The organism is Pectobacterium carotovorum (assembly GCF_033898505.1).
Taxonomy (GTDB): domain Bacteria; phylum Pseudomonadota; class Gammaproteobacteria; order Enterobacterales; family Enterobacteriaceae; genus Pectobacterium; species Pectobacterium carotovorum_J.
On sequence record NZ_JAXAFK010000006.1, the window covers coordinates 239,055 to 256,573 of the forward strand.

The following is a 17,519-nucleotide window of genomic DNA, read 5'->3' on the forward strand; positions in this document are numbered from 1 at the left end:
TTTTTATCCGGGTCTGGTACACTCTCACCATAAATGGGTAGACCCGAAATTTGACTGAAATAGTAGGCGGATAAGATGGCAAGTGAGCAGGAGAATACGGCCGACTTTGGTTTTCGGACTGTCGCCAGGGATGAAAAAGAAGTCATGGTGGCTGAAGTTTTTCATTCTGTAGCAGCAAAGTATGACTTGATGAATGACCTGATGTCCTTTGGCATCCACCGTATCTGGAAGCGTTTCACCATCGAATGCAGTGGCGTAAGACGTAACCAGCGTGTTCTGGATCTGGCCGGAGGAACAGGGGATTTAACCGCCAAATTCTCCCGTATGGTTGGCGAAGGCGGCGAGGTCATTCTGGCGGACATCAACGCCTCAATGCTGAAAGTAGGCCGTGAAAAACTGCGTAACAAAGGCATTATCGACAACATCAACTACGTGCAGGCCAATGCAGAAGCGCTGCCGTTCCCTGATGACTTCTTTGACTGCATTACTATCTCCTTTGGTCTGCGCAACGTCACGGACAAAAACAAAGCGCTGCGTTCAATGTACCGTGTTCTGAAGCCGGGTGGTCGCTTGCTGGTGCTGGAGTTTTCCAAGCCGATCATTAAACAGCTGAGCACCGTTTACGATGCATACTCATTTCATATCCTGCCGAGGATTGGCGAAGCCGTGGCGAGTGATGCCGGGAGCTACCGCTATCTGGCGGAATCCATCCGCATGCATCCCGATCAGGAAACGCTGAAAGGGATGATGAGCGATGCCGGTTTTGACAGTGTTAACTATTTCAACCTCACCGGTGGAATCGTTGCACTACATCGCGGGTTCAAATTCTGAATCGTGGGTTTACATTCTGATTGGAAACGCCAATGCTGATAACGTCTTTTCTGACTGCTACGCTGGAAACCGCGCTGAATCAGCTGCTTTTTCACGATACGGTTTCTTGTGATCGTGGTTTTTCGTGTGATCGAAATATGAAGTCTGCCCGTCAGCGCTTACAGGGAAAAACACTGCAGATCGAACTGGCTGAGCTGGATGTGCCCTTGGTGCTGGTGTTTAACGAACAGCGTCTGGACGTGATCAGCCAATGGGACGAGCCTGCGGATTGCTGCCTGAAAACACGCGTTCCGGTTCTGATGAAATTACGCGATCGTCAACAGCTATCGTCGCTGATGCGCAGCGGCGAACTGGTGATTGAAGGCGATATTCAAGTCGTTCAACAGTTCATCGTGCTGGTTGATCTGGCGGAGTTCGATCCGGCGGAGTGGTTGTCCCCCTACCTGGGCGATATTGTTGCTCAGGGCCTCAGCCAGACGGCACAGAAAACCCTGAGCTTCCTGAGACGGTCATTACATCAGCAGCAACATTTCCTGTCCGAAACGTTAACGGAAGAGTGGCGACTGGCTCCGGGAAAACTGGAAAATGCCTGGTTCCATGAGGAAATTGTTGCGCTGGATAAATCCGCCGATACGTTGTCCGAACGGCTGGCAAAGCTGGAGGCTTTACGATGACGCCCAGTGAATTACGCCGCCTTTACAGCATTGTGCGCGTGCTGTTGAGCTATGGTCTGGACGAACTCATTCCTAAAATGCGTCTGACGCTTCCGCTACGTGCGGGCCGTCGTCTGCTGTTCTGGTTACCCAATCGTCACCGCAACATGCCTTTAGGGGAACGTCTGCGTTTGGCGCTTCAGGAACTGGGGCCCGTGTGGATTAAGTTCGGGCAAATGATGTCTACGCGCCGCGATCTATTTCCACCGGCCATCGCCGATCAACTGGCGATGCTGCAGGATAAGGTTGAGCCGTTTGATGGCAAGCTGGCACGTGAGCAAATTGAGCTGTCGATGGGGGGGATTCCTCTTGAAGAGTGGTTTGATGATTTTGACATTAAACCGCTGGCTTCTGCCTCAATTGCACAGGTGCATACCGCCTGTCTGAAAAGCACGGGAAAAGAGATCGTTATCAAGGTGATCCGCCCGGATATCTTGCCAGTCATCAAAGCGGATATGCGTCTGATGAAACGGCTGGCTGGCTGGTTGCCTCGCCTGTTGCCGGATGGTCGCCGCCTGCGACCGCGCGAAGTGGTGCTGGAATACGAAAAAACGTTGCTTGATGAGCTGAACTTGCTGCGAGAAGCGGCTAATGCCATCCAACTGCGACGGAATTTTGAGGACAGCCCGATGCTGTATGTACCGGAAATCTATTCGGATTATTGCAGCGAAGGCATGTTGGTGATGGAACGTATCTACGGTATTCCGGTTTCTGATGTCGACGCGCTGAAAGCTAACGGAACGGATATGAAGCTGCTGGCAGAACGCGGCGTTCAGGTTTTCTTCACGCAGGTATTCCGTGACAGTTTCTTCCATGCGGATATGCATCCCGGCAATATCTTTATCAGCCACGAGCACCCGGAAGACCCGCAATACATTGGTATTGATTGCGGTATCGTTGGTTCGTTGAATAAAGAAGACAAGCGTTACCTGGCCGAGAATTTTATCGCCTTCTTCAACCGTGATTATCGTAAAGTCGCCGAACTGCATGTGGATTCAGGCTGGGTGCCAGCGGATACTAATGTTGCCGATTTTGAATTTGCGATTCGTACGGTCTGTGAGCCGATCTTCGAGAAGCCGTTGGCGGAAATTTCGTTCGGCCATGTATTATTGAATTTGTTTAATACGGCGCGTCGCTTCAATATGGAAGTGCAGCCCCAGTTGGTGTTGCTGCAAAAAACGTTGCTGTATATTGAAGGCGTTGGCCGGCAGCTTTATCCGCAGCTCGATCTGTGGAAAACCGCTAAGCCGTTTCTGGAAACCTGGCTGAAGCAGCAGGTCGGTTTGCCCGCGGTTTTCCGAGCGCTCAAAGAAAAAGCGCCGTTCTGGGCCGAGAAACTGCCGGAAGTGCCTGAATTGTTTTATGACGGGCTGCGTCAGCATAAGATGTTAAAGCACAGTGTTGATCAGCTGGCCTATGAGTTGAAAACGCAGCAGGCGCGTCAAGGGCAGTCACGATATCTTTTGGGTATTGGCGCAACGTTGCTAATCAGTGGTACGTTGTTACTGATCAGCCGCGTTGAAGCCGATATGGTTCCCGCAGGGCTGATGGCAGCAGGAATTGTGGCCTGGATTATCGGCTGGCGTCGAACTCGTTGAAGCAGATCATGATGCACGCCAGAATTACCCGATATAATTACGGGAATTCTGTCGTTCCCCTTTTTGAAAGAGGTAAATGTTATGGGTGGTATTAGTCTCTGGAACCTGTTGATTATCGCAGTCATCGTCATCTTGCTGTTCGGCACTAACAAGCTGAGAACGCTGGGTTCGGATCTGGGCGCGTCAATCAAAGGCTTTAAGAAAGCAATGGGTGACGATCAGCCGTCCACTAGCGCAGACAAAACGCAGCCAGATGCTGATTTCTCTACCAAGTCTATTGCTGACAACCAGACAGACGTCAAGCAGGGTGACACGAAGAGCCAGCATAAAGAGCAGGTGTAATCTGTGTTCGATATCGGTTTTGGTGAATTGTTATTGGTGATGGTTCTTGGCCTGATTGTCCTCGGGCCGGAGCGTTTGCCTGTGGCAGTCAAGACGGTTGCAAGCTGGATCAGGACGCTGCGTGCGCTGGCGTCTACCGTTCAGAATGAGCTGTCGCAGGAGCTGAAACTTCAGGAGTTTCAGGAAAGCCTGAAAAAAGTCGAAAAAGCCAGTTTGCAGAATCTGTCGCCTGAGTTGAAAGCCTCAATGGATGAACTTAAAGAAGCGGCAGAAGCGATGAAACGTGGCTATACCGAAACATCGTCGCCGCAAAAATCTGAGGGTCATCAAAAGTCAGACGATCCGAACGCGACGGTGGAACCGCCTCGCAACGCCCCGCTAAACGATCCTGAAGCGGCCTATGACGGGGTCATTGAAACGGAAACCGCAGTACATCCGGCAGAAAGCCAGCCTAAGCCTGAAAAGGGTGCTGTTGCTGAACATCACCATGAGAGCGGCAGTGCCACCGGTGTTGAAGCTGTCGGCAACGATAATGTCAAACCTGAGCAGTCCCAGCCTTCTGCTGTTTCTGCCCGCCAACCGAGTGATAGTCGTTAGTTTATGGCCGATGAAGATACTCAACCGCTAATTAGCCACCTGATTGAGCTACGCAAGCGGCTACTGAACAGCATTATCTGTGTGCTGGCGGTATTTATTGCACTGGTGTACTTTGCCAACGACATCTACCAGTTGGTTTCTGCTCCGCTCATCGAGCAATTACCGGCGGGTGCCAGTATGATCGCGACCGATGTTGCCTCGCCTTTCTTTACGCCGATAAAGCTGACGATGATTGTCTCAGTGTTTGTTGCCGCACCGCTGGTGCTGTATCAGGTGTGGGCGTTTGTGGCTCCAGCCTTGTATAAACACGAACGTCGTTTAATGATGCCGCTGTTGGTCTCCAGCAGCCTGCTGTTTTATGCGGGTATGGCGTTCGCGTACTTTGTGGTGTTCCCGCTGGCGTTTGGCTTTTTTGCCAAAACCGCGCCCGTTGGCGTGCTGATTGCGACCGATATCAATAACTACCTCGATTTTGTTATGGCACTGTTCATGGCGTTCGGGGTATCGTTTGAAGTGCCGGTTGCCATTGTGCTGCTCTGCTGGAGTGGTGTGGTGACGCCGGAAGATCTGAAAAGAAAGCGCCCTTATATTCTGGTCGGCGCGTTCGTTGTCGGCATGTTGCTAACGCCGCCGGATGTTTTCTCACAGACGCTGCTGGCAATCCCCATGTATCTGCTGTTTGAAATCGGCGTCTTCTTCTCGCGGTTTTACGTTGGCAAAGGCCGACGGACTGAAACCGAAGAGCCATCGCAGTAACAAACGGTTTCCTGCGGTAGGACGGTAAAATGACCTCTCTTTGAGAGGTCTTATTTTTTTATTCGCCAGAGTGACATCGGCGAACGGTCACGAGCAGGTGAGAGTCATGTTTGATATTGGCGTTAACCTAACCAGTTCTCAGTTTGAGAAAGACAGAGAGCAGGTCGTCATTCGGGCGAAGCAAGCGGGTGTCAGTGGTATCTTGATCACCGGAACCAACGCTCAGGAAAGCCAGCAGGCAATGTTACTGGCGCAAGCCTACCCCGATTACTGCTGGTCAACGGCGGGTGTTCATCCACATGATGCCAGCCAATGGAATGACGCTATCGCCGAGCAGGTTCATCACATGGCAAGCGCCGACTGTGTGGTTGCCATCGGCGAATGCGGGCTGGATTTCAACCGTAACTTTTCGACGCCAGAAGAACAAGAGCGGGCATTTAGCGCGCAGCTGGCGATTGCGGCTGAACGATCTATGCCGGTTTTCCTTCACTGCCGTGACGCGCATTCCCGTTTTATCTCGTTGCTAACACCCTGGCTCAATCAGTTGCCTGCCGCCGTGGTTCACTGCTTTACCGGCAATCGTCATGAATTGGATGAATGCCTGGCTGCGGGGCTGATGGTTGGCATTACCGGCTGGGTTTGCGATGAGCGTCGCGGGCTGGAGCTACGTGCCTTACTGCCACATATCCCTGCCGATCGGCTGTTGGTGGAAACCGACGCACCTTATCTGTTACCCCGGGATTTACGCCCTAAACCGGCATCCCGCCGTAACGAACCCTGTTATCTGCCTCATATTATTCGCCAGATTGCGGAGTGGCGTGGAGAAGATGCCACATGGTTGGGACAGACAACAGATGAAAATGCCCGCCGGGTTTTCCGGCTGGCCTGATTCAGGAGAATAATGACATGAGCAATGCTTTTCCCGGCACGTTCCCCGGCCGACGTATGCGCCGTATTCGCCGCCATGATTTCAGCCGTCGCCTTGTTGCTGAGAATCAACTGACGGTGAACGATTTGATTTATCCCGTTTTCGTTATGGAAGGGACAAATCATCGTCAGGAAGTTCCCTCAATGCCGGGGGTATACCGGATGACTATCGATGTGCTTCTGAAAGAAGCCGAAGAGATTGCTAAGCTCGGCGTTCCGGTACTGTCGCTGTTCCCCGTTGTGGAAGCAGATAAGAAATCGTTATATGCCGAAGAAGCCTACAACCCGGATGGCTTGGTTCCCCGCACGATCCGCGCGCTGAAAGACTCCGTTCCTGAACTGGGGTTGCTGACGGATGTGGCGCTCGATCCCTACACGACGCACGGGCAGGACGGGATTATTGATGAAGACGGTTATGTGATTAACGACGTCACCAAGGAGATTTTGGTGCGTCAGGCGCTGTCCCACGCTGAAGCCGGAGCCGAAATTATTGCGCCCAGCGATATGATGGATGGCCGTATCGGTGCTATCCGCGACATGCTGGAAGCGCAGAGCCTGATTAATACCCAGATCATGGCGTACTCGGCTAAGTATGCATCGTGCTATTACGGACCTTTCCGCGACGCCGTGGGCTCGGCCAGCAATCTGAAAGGCGGCAATAAGAAAACCTACCAGATGGATCCGGCCAACAGCGATGAAGCCTTGCAGGAAATCGCACAGGATTTGCAGGAAGGCGCGGATATGGTGATGGTGAAACCGGGGATGCCTTATCTGGATGTGGTGCGCCGCGTCAAGGATACGTTCGGCGTGCCGACGTTTGCCTATCAGGTCTCTGGTGAATATGCGATGCACATGGCGGCGATTCAGAACGGTTGGTTGCAGGAACAACCGGTGGTGATGGAGTCTCTGCTGTGCTTTAAACGCGCGGGTGCGGATGGGGTGCTGACCTATTTTGCCAAACGCGTCGCACAGTGGCTGCACGATCAGCACATGCAGCGCTAAGGCTGCCTCATCCGGCGCGGTATAAACGCGCCGGGTAGGGTAAAGAGGGAAGCATCAGGCTAAGCTTTGCGAAACTCGCGGTTATCAATGCTCTGTCTGACCTGCTTGTTCAACATATTCAGCAACAGCATCGAACGGGCTTCGCCGTCAGGTTCGGTGTAAATCGCCTGAAGGCCAGAGAAAATCCCGTCGGTAATGACCACGCTATCGCCGGGCTGCGGCGTCAATGGGTCAATGATTCCCTGAATAGGGCGAAGCGATAGCTCATCGATAACCTGCTGAGGAATGGTTGCTGGCAGTGCGCCAAATCGCACAAAGTTGCTCACCCCACGCGTCGCACTGATGGTGGTGGTGTGGATGCGTTCGGGGTCGAATTCCACAAACAGGTAGTTTGGGAACAGTGGTTCACACACTTCAGTTCGTTTACCACGGACGATTTTATCCAGCGTGATCATCGGGCTCACGCAGGTCACATCCTGACGTTCCAGATGCTCTTTTGCTCGCAGCAGTTGACCACGTTTACAATACAGTAAGTACCAGGCTTCCATAATTTCGCAGACTTATGATTCCGACGAGCAAGCATAACAAAAGCGAGCACGGATAAAAAATTTTCGGCAGATATTTTTGTTACCACATTATGGTAATCGGATTCTTGATGGTGATTGGATTCTTACCATAAATAGGCGCTGTGGGAAGCGACAGGTGGCTGAAGAGACTTTATAATAGCCAGAACGATAGACTGCCCCTGATGAATAGCATGAAATACCGTGACTTACGCGAATTCCTCTCGCTGCTGGAAGAGAGAGGGGAGTTGAAACGCATTACCCAGCCCATCGATCCCTACCTTGAAATGACAGAAATTGCTGACCGGACGCTGCGTGCGGAAGGCCCGGCTCTCCTGTTTGAAAACCCCAAAGGCTATGACATGCCGGTGCTGTGCAATTTATTCGGCACGCCGAAACGTGTTGCATTGGGAATGGGGCAAGAAGAGGTCAGCGCACTGCGCGAGGTGGGTAAACTGCTGGCGTTTCTGAAAGAGCCGGAGCCGCCCAAAGGGTTCCGCGATCTGGTGGATAAAATGCCGAAGTTCCGTCAGGTGCTGAATATGCCGACGAAACGGCTGTCTTCGGCACCGTGTCAGGAACAGGTTTGGCAAGGTGATGACGTTGATCTGCGCCGGATTCCTGTGATGCAATGCTGGCCGGAAGATGCTGCGCCGCTCATTACCTGGGGCCTTACCGTGACGCGCGGGCCGCATAAAGAACGGCAGAATCTGGGGATCTATCGCCAGCAGGTGCTGGGGAAAAACAAGCTGATCATGCGCTGGCTATCTCATCGCGGCGGCGCGCTGGATTTTCAGGAGTGGTGTCAGGAAAATCCGGGGCAGCGTTTTCCGGTGTCTGTCGCATTGGGCGCTGACCCTGCGACTATCCTCGGTGCGGTGACGCCCGTCCCTGATACGCTATCGGAATATGCCTTTGCCGGTTTGCTGCGCGGGCATAAGACCGAAGTGGTGAAGTGCCTGTCAAACGATCTGGAAGTGCCTGCCAGTGCGGAAATCGTTCTGGAAGGCTATATTGAACCTGGAGAAATGGCGGCGGAAGGGCCTTATGGCGACCACACCGGCTATTACAACGAGGTTGACCACTTTCCGGTCTTTACCGTCACGCATATCACTCAGCGTCAGAATGCCATTTATCACTCGACTTACACGGGGCGGCCGCCGGATGAGCCCGCAGTACTGGGCGTGGCGTTGAACGAAGTTTTCGTGCCGATCCTGCAAAAGCAGTTTCCTGAGATTGTTGATTTTTATTTGCCACCGGAGGGTTGCTCTTACCGTCTGGCGGTCGTTACCATGAAGAAACAGTACGCAGGCCATGCCAAACGCGTCATGATGGGCGTCTGGTCTTTTTTACGCCAGTTCATGTATACGAAATTTGTCATTGTCTGCGATGATGACGTTAACGCCCGTGACTGGAACGACGTGATATGGGCGATCACGACGCGTATGGATCCGGCACGCGATACGGTATTAGTGGAAAATACGCCGATCGACTATCTTGATTTCGCCTCGCCGGTTTCTGGTCTGGGTTCCAAAATGGGGCTGGATGCGACCAATAAATGGCCGGGCGAGACACAGCGCGAGTGGGGACACCCCATCAAGAAAGACCCACAGGTTTGTGCCCGCATTGATGAAATATGGGACGAGTTGGCCATTTTTAGTGACAGAGAGCCCCGGCGTTAACGGCTACCCTGTTCTCAGTTTTGCTTTTATGACCCTATAGAGGGAATGCATGACAACATTGAGCTGTAAAGTGACTTCGGTCGAAGCCATAACCGATACGGTCTATCGCGTTCGTTTATTACCTGAAGCGCCGTTTTCCTTTCGGGCTGGCCAGTATTTGATGGTGGTGATGGGCGATCGGGATAAACGTCCTTTCTCACTGGCATCGACCCCGATGGATAAAAACTTTATCGAATTGCACATTGGGGCGTCCGAACTGAATCTTTACGCGATGGCAGTGATGGAACGTATTCACAAGGAAAAATCCCTGACGGTCGATATTCCCCATGGCGAAGCCTGGCTGCGCGAAGAAAGTACGCGTCCGCTGGTGCTGATTGCGGGTGGAACCGGATTTTCATACGTGCGTTCTATCCTGCTGACCGCACTGGCGCAGCAGCCCGATCGCGATGTCTCCGTTTACTGGGGCGGGCGTGAATCCCAGCACTTGTATGATTTAGCAGAGCTTGAAGGCTTTGCGGCCAAGCACCCCAACCTGCGGGTGGTGCCGGTAGTCGAACAGCCGGAAGCGGGATGGAATGGCAGAACGGGAACTGTTCTGAGTGCGGTATTGCAGGATTACGGTTCGCTGGCAGAGCAGGACATCTATATTGCCGGTCGCTTTGAAATGGCGAAAATTGCACGTGAGCGTTTTTGTAATGAGCGCGGTGCGCTGACGGCCCATATGTTCAGCGATGCATTTTCGTTTATTTAAAACGGTCGATGGCGGTCAGAGTTAATGGCGGTCAGAATGAAAAAGTAAAAATCCCACGTCTGTGGGATTTTTGGTTTCTGGTGTAGCTCTGGCAAGGTATGTCTATATTCAGACGCGCTCAAATACCGTTGCAATACCCTGTCCCAGCCCGATGCACATTGTCGCCACGCCAAACTGAACATCGCGGCTTTCCATTAAATTAATCAATGTGGTAGAGATGCGTGCGCCCGAACAACCAAGCGGGTGACCCAGCGCAATCGCGCCGCCATTGAGATTGACCTTTTCATCGATCTGTTCCAGCAATCCCAAATCTTTAATGCAGGGTAGCGTCTGGGCGGCGAATGCTTCATTGAGCTCAAAGAGACCGATATCGGTGAGGCTTAATCCTGCCCGCTTCAGTGCCAGCTTGGTGGCCGGAACAGGGCCGTAACCCATAATCGAAGGATCGCAGCCAACTACAGCCATCGCCCGGATGCGGGCTCGCACAGGTAAACCTAGCGATGCCGCGCGGGATTCGCTCATGATCAACATGGCTGCAGCGCCATCGGACAACGCCGAGGATGATGCGGCCGTCACCGTGCCGTTAACCGGATCGAATGCCGGTTTGAGCGCCGCAAGGCTATCGACGGTGGTGTCTGGGCGAATGACTTCATCATAATCGAAGCGTTGCAGCGCGCCGTCTGCATCATGTCCTGCCGTGGGGATGATTTCATGGCGAAACGCCCCTGACTGGGTAGCGCTGTGGGCGCGTTGGTGTGAGCGAGCGGCGAACTGATCCTGCATCTCACGACCGATATTGTGCATACGCGCCAGCATTTCAGCCGTCAGTCCCATCATGCCTGCCGCCTTCGCCGTGGTACGACTCAGCCCAGGATGAAAATCGACGCCATGATTCATCGGTACATGCCCCATATGTTCAACGCCACCGATTAAGCAGACATTCGCGTCGCCAACCATAATGGCGCGGGCGGCATCGTGGAGGGCCTGCATGGAGGAGCCACACAGCCGGTTAACCGTGGTCGCAGGAACATTCATCGGGATTTCTGCCAACAAGGCAGCATTGCGGGCGATGTTAAAGCCCTGTTCCAGCGTTTGCTGCACACATCCCCAATAGATATCGTCGATCTCACGGGCGTCCAGCGCCGCGTTACGGCTCAATAGGCTGCGCATCAGATGCGCGGACAGATCTTCGGCTCTCACCTGACGGAAGGCACCGCCTTTGGAGCGTCCCATCGGCGTGCGTACGGCATCAACAATCACTACCTTTTCCATATTTCCTGCCCTCATGCCGGTTGACCGTAAGAAACGTCCGCGTGTGGCGCGACCGATGGGTAATAGCCTTCGTTGTTTCTGGCTTTTTGCTGCAAGCCGTCTGGCACCTGATAGATTGCGCCGAGGTGCGCCAACTGCTGCGCCATCTCGACATAACGTTCGCTGCCCAAGGTATCCAGATAGCGGCAGGCGCCACCGTGGAAGGGAGGGAAACCTAGCCCGTATACCAGCGCCATGTCCGCTTCGGCCGGGCTGGCGACGATGCCTTCCTCCAGACAACGCGCGACTTCGTTAATCATCGGGATCATCATGCGGGCGATAATCTCTTCTGCACTGAACGCTTTTTTCGGTTGGCTGATGTTCTTAAGGAGCGTATCTACGACTTCATCCTGCTCTTTACGCGGCTTGCCTTTGCTATCGGTTTGATAGCGGTAGAAGCCCAGACCGTTTTTCTGTCCAAAGCGCTGATGCTCAAATAACACATCAATTGCGTCACGGTAATCTTTCGCCATGCGCTGTGGAAATCCTGCGGCCATGACGGCCTGAGCATGGTGAGCGGTGTCGATGCCAACAACATCCAGCAGATAGGCCGGGCCCATCGGCCAACCGAATTTTTTCTCCATGACGTTATCGATATCGCGGAAATCGGCACCGTCTCTGAGCAGTAGGCTGAACGCAGCAAAGTAGGGGAACAGTACGCGATTCACGAAGAACCCGGGGCAGTCGTTCACGACAATCGGCGTTTTGCCCATCTTGCTGGCGTAAGCCACCACACTGGCGATGGTGCTGTCGCTGGTTTTAGGGCCGCGAATAATTTCAACCAGCGGCATGCGGTGTACCGGGTTGAAGAAGTGCATCCCGCAGAAGTTTTGTGGCCGCTTTAGCGATGCAGCCAGTAAAGCAATCGGGATAGTTGAGGTATTTGAAGCCAGAATCGTATTCTCGCTAACGTGCGACTCGGTTTCCGCAAGTACGCTGGCTTTGATTTTCGGGTTCTCAACCACGGCCTCAACGACGATGTCGGTGTGCTCGAAGCCGGCGTAATCCAGCGTTGGCTGAATGCTGGCCAGAATCGTCGCCATTTTCATCCCGTCCAGCTTGCCGCGCTCCATCTGTTTATTCAGGAGCTTGGCTGCTTCATTCATCCCCAGCGTAAGCGGCTTCTCGCTGATGTCTTTCATCCGAATCGGCACGCCTTTGAACGAGGATTGATAGGCAATGCCACCGCCCATAATGCCTGCACCCAGCACGGCGGCCTGTTGCGGTACGGGTGTCTCGCCAATCATCTTCTTCGCTTTGCCTTTAACATACTGATCGTTGAGGAAAATGCCGACGAGTGCACGCGCTTCATTTGAGCGCGCCAGTTGGACGAAGTGCTGCGTTTCGAGCTGCAATGCGTCATCACGCGTCATGGTCGCGGCGGCTTCGATGGTTTTTACCGCTAGCATCGGTGCCGGATAGTGTTTCCCGGCGGTTTGTAGCACCATCGCTTTGGCGGTGGTAAAGCTCATCATGGCTTCAATCTTATTGAGTTTCAGCGCTTCAAGTTTCGGACGTCGGTAAGCCTGCCAGTCCAGTGAGCCGTCAATCGCCTGTTTCAACATCTTGATGGCGGCGGGAACCAGCTTGTCATTGGTCACAACGGCCTGCACCAGTCCCACTTTTAAGGCATCGGCTGCGCTAATGTCTTTACCTGCGGCGATAATCTCCAGTGCGCTGTCCGCACCCAGCAGGCGCGGCAGCCTGACTGTACCGCCAAAGCCCGGCATGATCCCCAGTTTGGTTTCTGGTAGCCCGATACGGGCATCCGTCGTCGCTAAACGGAAGTCGGTTGCCAACACACATTCACAACCGCCTCCCAGCGCATAGCTATTAATTGCGGACAGTGTGGGAACGGGTAAATCCTCAAGGCGGCTAAAAATGCGGTTGGCAAAGACAAGCCATTCATGCAGCTTTTCGGCCGGTGCGGCAAAAAGAGAAAGAAATTCCGTGATATCGGCACCGACAATAAATGCCGGTTTGTCAGAACGTAGCAGTAAGCCCTTCAGATTCGGCTGTTCCGCCAGAACGTCCAGCGCTTTACCCAGGCTGGCAACCGTGCGGGTATCTAGCTTGTTTACGGAGCCAGGGGCAGAAAATACCAGCTCGGCAATGCCGTCCTCAAGCCAGTTAAGGTAGAGGGATTCACCTTGATAAAGCATGTTTATCTCCGCTGTTTGTGTAAGTGATCTGGTATGACCAGATGCTCGAATTGTGGTTTTAATGTTAATTTTTTGCAAACGAGAGATTGATTTTTTGCCGAATCGATCACAAAGCACCGAACGCTGCCCTTGGGGAATGCCTGTGTTAAAATGGAGAGATCATGTCATGACGTACAAGGATACTCATGGAAAAGCTGGCTTCTTTATATCATCACCACCTGACTACGCTGCAAGCGCGTGCTCAGGCGGTTTTAGCGCGCCATCAGCTTGACGCATTATTGATTCACTCTGGTGAGCTGTTGACCGTTTTTCTGGACGATCACGACTATCCTTTCAAGGTTAATCCACAGTTTAAAGCCTGGGTGCCCGTCACGCAGGTGCCGAACTGCTGGCTCTGGGTTGATGGCGTTAATCCGCCGAAGCTGTGGTTCTACTCGCCGGTGGATTACTGGCATAACGTCGCGCCGGTGCCTGAGAGTTTTTGGACCGAAGAGATTGATATTGCCGTACTGCGGAATGCTGATGACATCGGGCAATGCCTGCCGTCACAGCGTGAACGTGTTGCCTATATCGGCTACGCACCGCAACGGGCGCAGGATTTGGGGATTCGTGCAGACAATATTAATCCTCAGGGCGTGCTGGATTATCTGCACTACCACCGCGCTTATAAAACCGATTACGAGCTGGCCTGCATGCGTGAAGCGCAGAAGACTGCCGTTATCGGTCATCGGGCGGCGCATGAAGCGTTCCTGTCCGGTATGAGCGAATTTGATATTAATCTGGCGTATCTGACGGCCACCGGGCATCGGGATATCGATGTCCCTTACGGCAATATCATTGCGCTAAATGAGCACGCCGCGGTGTTGCACTATACCCAACTCGATCATCAAGTGCCTTCCGATGTCCGCAGCTTCCTGATCGATGCCGGGGCCGAATATAACGGATACGCCGCCGATCTGACGCGTACCTATTCTGCGCAGAGCGATGGCGCGTTTGCCCTGCTGATTAAAGATCTCAATCAGGAAATGCTTTCATTGATTGATACGGTTCAGGCGGGCGTGCGCTATACCGATTACCATCTTCAGATGCATCAGCGGATTGCGAAGCTGCTGAAATCACATCAGTTGGTGCGGGACATCAGCGAAGAGGCGATGGTGGAACAGGGACTCACGTCGCCTTTCCTGCCGCACGGGCTTGGTCATCCGCTGGGATTGCAGGTGCATGATGTCGCTGGGTTTATGCAAGACGATCGCGGCACGCATCTGGCGGCGCCGTCGCAGCATCCTTACCTGCGTTGTACCCGCGTGCTTGAACCGGGCATGGTCATGACGATCGAACCGGGCATTTACTTCATCGAATCCTTGCTTGCTCCGTGGCGCGAGGGCGAATTGCGCCAGCACTTTGACTGGCAAAAAATCGATGCGCTGAAGCCGTTTGGCGGTATCCGTATTGAGGATAATATTGTCATTCATGACGGGCGCGTGGAGAACATGACGCGCGATCTGAATCTGGCCTGATGCAAGCGTATCCAATCCCTGCTGCGCCAGTGAGCTTCAGCGAGGAAATTAAGAAAAGCCGCTTTACGACGATCCTGGCGGCAACGCCGGGAATCGATGCGGCGAAAGCGTTCATTCAGCACGTTAGGGAAGAACACGCCTCGGCGGGTCACCACTGCTGGGCGTTTGTTGCGGGCGCCCCCGATGATTCGCAGCAACTTGGTTTTTCTGACGATGGCGAGCCTTCAGGCACGGCTGGTAAGCCGATGCTATCGCAACTGATGGGAAGCGGTGTCGGTGAGATTACGGCCGTGGTGGTGCGCTACTATGGTGGAATCCCGCTGGGTACCGGTGGGTTGGTGAAGGCCTATGGCGGTGGCGTTCAGCAAGCGCTGAAACTGCTATCGCTGCAAGAGAAAGTATTGCAACAAGAGTATGGCTTACAATGTGACTATGCACTGTTGCCCCAGGTAGAAGCCCTGATCTTCCAGCTTGGCGGAAAGGTTTTGCACAGTGAGTATGGCGTGGACGTCGTATTGCGGTTCTCTATCCCCGTCAGGGGAACCGAGGAAGCGGCAATGAAATTGCGTGATTTAAGCCGCGGCGCGTTGCATTTATTGCCGATTCCATAATAATCCCAGCGCTTTTTATGAATCATTAAGGAATTCCCTGCGATGCACTTGCGCGCCATAACTCGTATTGTCGGCCAGTTGGTTATCCTGTTTTCCGGGACGATGGTTATTCCTGGACTGGTGGCGTTAATTTACCGCGATGGCGCAGGCCGAGCGTTTACGCAGACGTTTATTGTCGCGCTGGCGATTGGCATCATGCTGTGGTTACCAAACCGCAAACAGAAGCATGAACTGAAATCTCGCGAAGGGTTCCTGATCGTTGTTCTCTTCTGGACGGTGCTGGGAAGCGTCGGTGCGCTGCCTTTCCTGTTTGCTGAACATCCTAATCTGGGCGTGACGGATGCTTTTTTCGAATCATTCTCCGGGTTAACGACAACGGGTGCGACCACGTTGGTCGGGCTGGATTCACTGCCTAAAGCCATCCTGTTTTATCGACAAATGCTGCAATGGTTTGGTGGCATGGGGATCATCGTACTTGCGGTTGCCATCCTGCCGATTCTTGGTGTTGGTGGGATGCAGCTCTATCGTGCCGAAATGCCAGGGCCATTGAAGGAAAACAAAATGCGCCCGCGTATTGCCGATACGGCAAAAACGCTGTGGCTGATTTATCTCTTACTTACCATCGCCTGTGCTGTCTCGCTTTGGCTGGCTGGTATGCCGGTATTCGATGCGATTGGTCACAGCTTCTCTACGGTGTCTGTCGGCGGGTTCTCCACCCACGATGCCAGTATCGGCTACTTCAACAGTCCAACGATAAACACCATTATCGCGATATTCCTGCTGATTTCCGGCTGTAACTTTGGCTTGCACTTTGCCCTGCTGAGCGGTCGCAGCCTGAAGGTATACTGGCGTGACCCGGAATTCCGCATGTTCATTTTTGTTCAACTGTCGCTGGTGGCCGTGTGTACGATTGTTCTGTGGTTCCACCACGTTTATGACAGCGGGATGCAGACGATCAATCAGGCGTTCTTTCAGGTTGTCTCTATGGCGACAACAGCAGGGTTTACGACGGATAGCATCGCATCGTGGCCGCTTTTCTTGCCAGTTTTGCTGCTGTGTTCCGCGTTTATTGGCGGGTGTGCGGGCTCAACCGGGGGCGGCCTGAAGGTGATTCGTATCCTGCTGCTTTTCTTACAAGGGTCGCGTGAGCTTAAGCGTTTAGTGCATCCGAATGCGGTTTACACGATAAAGCTGGGGCACCGCGCGTTGCCGGAGCGCATCCTTGAAGCCGTATGGGGATTCTTTTCCGCGTATGCGCTGGTTTTTATTGTCAGCATGCTGGCCGTCATTGCGACAGGCGTTGATGATTTCTCCGCGTTTGCCGCGGTCGCTGCCACATTGAATAACCTGGGACCGGGGCTAGGCGTCGTCGCCGAGAATTTTACGTCGATGAATGATACGGCGAAATGGATTCTGATAATGACAATGCTGTTTGGTCGTTTGGAAGTGTTCACGCTTTTAGTACTGTTTACGCCAACCTTCTGGCGGGAATAGTCCCCATAAGGATAAAGAACAATGAAAGCTTTGATCGTGTTTTCGAGTCGGGATGGGCAAACAAGAGCCATTGCCTCCTATATTGCGAATACGCTGAAAGGAACCCTGGAGTGTGACGTTGTTAACGTACTCAATGCGAATGATATCGATCTGAGCCAATACGATCGGGTTGTGATTGGGGCATCGATTCGATATGGGCGCTTTCATCCTGCGGTAAATCAATTTATCCATAAACACCTGGTTTCTCTGCAACAGCTGCCCAGCGCATTCTTCTCCGTGAACCTCACCGCTCGTAAGCCAGAAAAGCGCACAATACAAACCAATGCTTATACACGTAAATTCCTGCTGAGCTCTCCCTGGCAGCCGGATTTGTGCTGTGTGTTTGCCGGAGCCTTACGTTATCCACGTTACCGTTGGTTCGATCGGGTAATGATTCAACTGATTATGCGTATTACGGGGGGCGAAACGGATAGCACAAAAGAGGTTGAATATACGGACTGGCAGCAGGTTGCCCGTTTCGCTCAGGATTTCTCCCAATTAGCGGCGAAAAATCCGGCATAACGGCGTCTTTTAATTCGCTTTGCTGAAAAAATCCCCACTCGATAATTTTTTTGCATTTAGCGCTTGTCAGGCGGCGAGAAGTCCCTATAATGCGCCTCCAC

At 53.1% G+C, this 17,519-nt stretch carries 17 protein-coding genes; 14 read left to right on the forward strand and 3 right to left on the reverse strand.

Going from position 1 to position 17,519, the window contains the following annotated elements:
* Positions 1 to 75 precede the first annotated feature (75 nt).
* The 8 genes from ubiE (at position 76) to hemB (ending at position 6,766) form a co-directional block, all read left to right on the forward strand.
* On the forward strand, positions 76 to 831 hold the full coding sequence (gene ubiE / locus R9X49_RS20805) for a bifunctional demethylmenaquinone methyltransferase/2-methoxy-6-polyprenyl-1,4-benzoquinol methylase UbiE (protein WP_102116977.1): 756 nt from the start codon (positions 76 to 78) through the stop codon (positions 829 to 831).
* A gap of 32 nt (positions 832 to 863) precedes the next feature.
* Entirely contained in the window at positions 864 to 1,505 is a 642-nt protein-coding gene (ubiJ, locus tag R9X49_RS20810) for a ubiquinone biosynthesis protein UbiJ (protein ID WP_319850178.1), read from the forward strand.
* Entirely contained in the window at positions 1,502 to 3,142 is a 1,641-nt protein-coding gene (ubiB, locus tag R9X49_RS20815; protein WP_319850179.1) for a ubiquinone biosynthesis regulatory protein kinase UbiB, read from the forward strand. Before ubiJ ends, ubiB begins: the two co-directional genes overlap by 4 nt.
* Positions 3,143 to 3,223: 81 nt before the next feature.
* Positions 3,224 to 3,484 carry a Sec-independent protein translocase subunit TatA gene (gene tatA / locus R9X49_RS20820; RefSeq protein WP_319850180.1) on the forward strand — a complete coding sequence of 87 codons (261 nt, stop codon included), beginning with the start codon at positions 3,224 to 3,226 and terminating at the stop codon, positions 3,482 to 3,484.
* A 3-nt stretch (positions 3,485 to 3,487) separates the two neighbouring features.
* Positions 3,488 to 4,081 (forward strand): Sec-independent protein translocase protein TatB, encoded by a 594-nt coding sequence (gene tatB, locus R9X49_RS20825; protein WP_319850181.1) that lies wholly within the window; start codon positions 3,488 to 3,490, stop codon positions 4,079 to 4,081.
* A gap of 3 nt (positions 4,082 to 4,084) precedes the next feature.
* Positions 4,085 to 4,837 (forward strand): Sec-independent protein translocase subunit TatC, encoded by a 753-nt coding sequence (gene tatC / locus R9X49_RS20830; RefSeq protein ID WP_319850182.1) that lies wholly within the window; start codon positions 4,085 to 4,087, stop codon positions 4,835 to 4,837.
* 106 nt (positions 4,838 to 4,943) lie between these two features.
* Complete coding sequence (gene tatD / locus R9X49_RS20835) at positions 4,944 to 5,726, forward strand: 3'-5' ssDNA/RNA exonuclease TatD (protein ID WP_319850183.1); 783 nt, start codon at positions 4,944 to 4,946, stop codon at positions 5,724 to 5,726.
* 17 nt (positions 5,727 to 5,743) lie between these two features.
* On the forward strand, positions 5,744 to 6,766 hold the full coding sequence (hemB, locus tag R9X49_RS20840; protein WP_319850184.1) for a porphobilinogen synthase: 1,023 nt from the start codon (positions 5,744 to 5,746) through the stop codon (positions 6,764 to 6,766).
* A 59-nt stretch (positions 6,767 to 6,825) separates the two neighbouring features.
* On the opposite strand, the gene rfaH is transcribed toward hemB, so the two are convergent.
* The gene (gene rfaH, locus R9X49_RS20845) at positions 6,826 to 7,314 is read right to left on the reverse strand and encodes a transcription/translation regulatory transformer protein RfaH (protein ID WP_039364226.1); all 489 of its coding nucleotides are present in this window, start codon (positions 7,312 to 7,314) and stop codon (positions 6,826 to 6,828) included.
* A 200-nt stretch (positions 7,315 to 7,514) separates the two neighbouring features.
* Here rfaH and ubiD point away from each other — a divergent pair, with 200 nt between their 5' ends.
* Both ubiD and fre read left to right on the forward strand, forming a co-directional pair.
* Complete coding sequence (gene ubiD / locus R9X49_RS20850; protein ID WP_226306012.1) at positions 7,515 to 9,011, forward strand: 4-hydroxy-3-polyprenylbenzoate decarboxylase; 1,497 nt, start codon at positions 7,515 to 7,517, stop codon at positions 9,009 to 9,011.
* A 49-nt stretch (positions 9,012 to 9,060) separates the two neighbouring features.
* A complete protein-coding gene (fre, locus tag R9X49_RS20855) occupies positions 9,061 to 9,762 on the forward strand; it encodes an NAD(P)H-flavin reductase (protein ID WP_225086159.1) in 702 nt (233 codons plus the stop codon).
* Positions 9,763 to 9,870: 108 nt separating this feature from the next.
* Here the strand turns inward: fre and fadA are convergent, their stop codons facing one another.
* Both fadA and fadB read right to left on the reverse strand, forming a co-directional pair.
* The gene (fadA, locus tag R9X49_RS20860) at positions 9,871 to 11,034 is read right to left on the reverse strand and encodes an acetyl-CoA C-acyltransferase FadA (protein WP_319850186.1); all 1,164 of its coding nucleotides are present in this window, start codon (positions 11,032 to 11,034) and stop codon (positions 9,871 to 9,873) included.
* Positions 11,035 to 11,045: 11 nt separating this feature from the next.
* A complete protein-coding gene (gene fadB / locus R9X49_RS20865) occupies positions 11,046 to 13,235 on the reverse strand; it encodes a fatty acid oxidation complex subunit alpha FadB (protein WP_319850187.1) in 2,190 nt (729 codons plus the stop codon).
* A gap of 185 nt (positions 13,236 to 13,420) precedes the next feature.
* Between fadB and pepQ the strand changes: the two genes are divergently transcribed.
* The 4 genes from pepQ to hemG are packed head-to-tail and all read left to right on the forward strand — an operon-like array spanning position 13,421 to position 17,418.
* Entirely contained in the window at positions 13,421 to 14,752 is a 1,332-nt protein-coding gene (pepQ, locus tag R9X49_RS20870; RefSeq protein WP_319850188.1) for a Xaa-Pro dipeptidase, read from the forward strand.
* On the forward strand, positions 14,752 to 15,363 hold the full coding sequence (locus R9X49_RS20875; RefSeq protein ID WP_319850189.1) for an IMPACT family protein: 612 nt from the start codon (positions 14,752 to 14,754) through the stop codon (positions 15,361 to 15,363). The genes pepQ and R9X49_RS20875 overlap by 1 nt, the downstream gene beginning before the upstream one ends.
* 42 nt (positions 15,364 to 15,405) lie before the next feature.
* The gene (gene trkH / locus R9X49_RS20880; RefSeq protein ID WP_015842133.1) at positions 15,406 to 16,857 is read left to right on the forward strand and encodes a Trk system potassium transporter TrkH; all 1,452 of its coding nucleotides are present in this window, start codon (positions 15,406 to 15,408) and stop codon (positions 16,855 to 16,857) included.
* Positions 16,858 to 16,878: 21 nt separating this feature from the next.
* Positions 16,879 to 17,418, forward strand: coding sequence for a menaquinone-dependent protoporphyrinogen IX dehydrogenase (gene hemG, locus R9X49_RS20885; protein WP_319850190.1), 540 nt, complete (start codon positions 16,879 to 16,881; stop codon positions 17,416 to 17,418).
* Positions 17,419 to 17,519 lie beyond the last annotated feature (101 nt).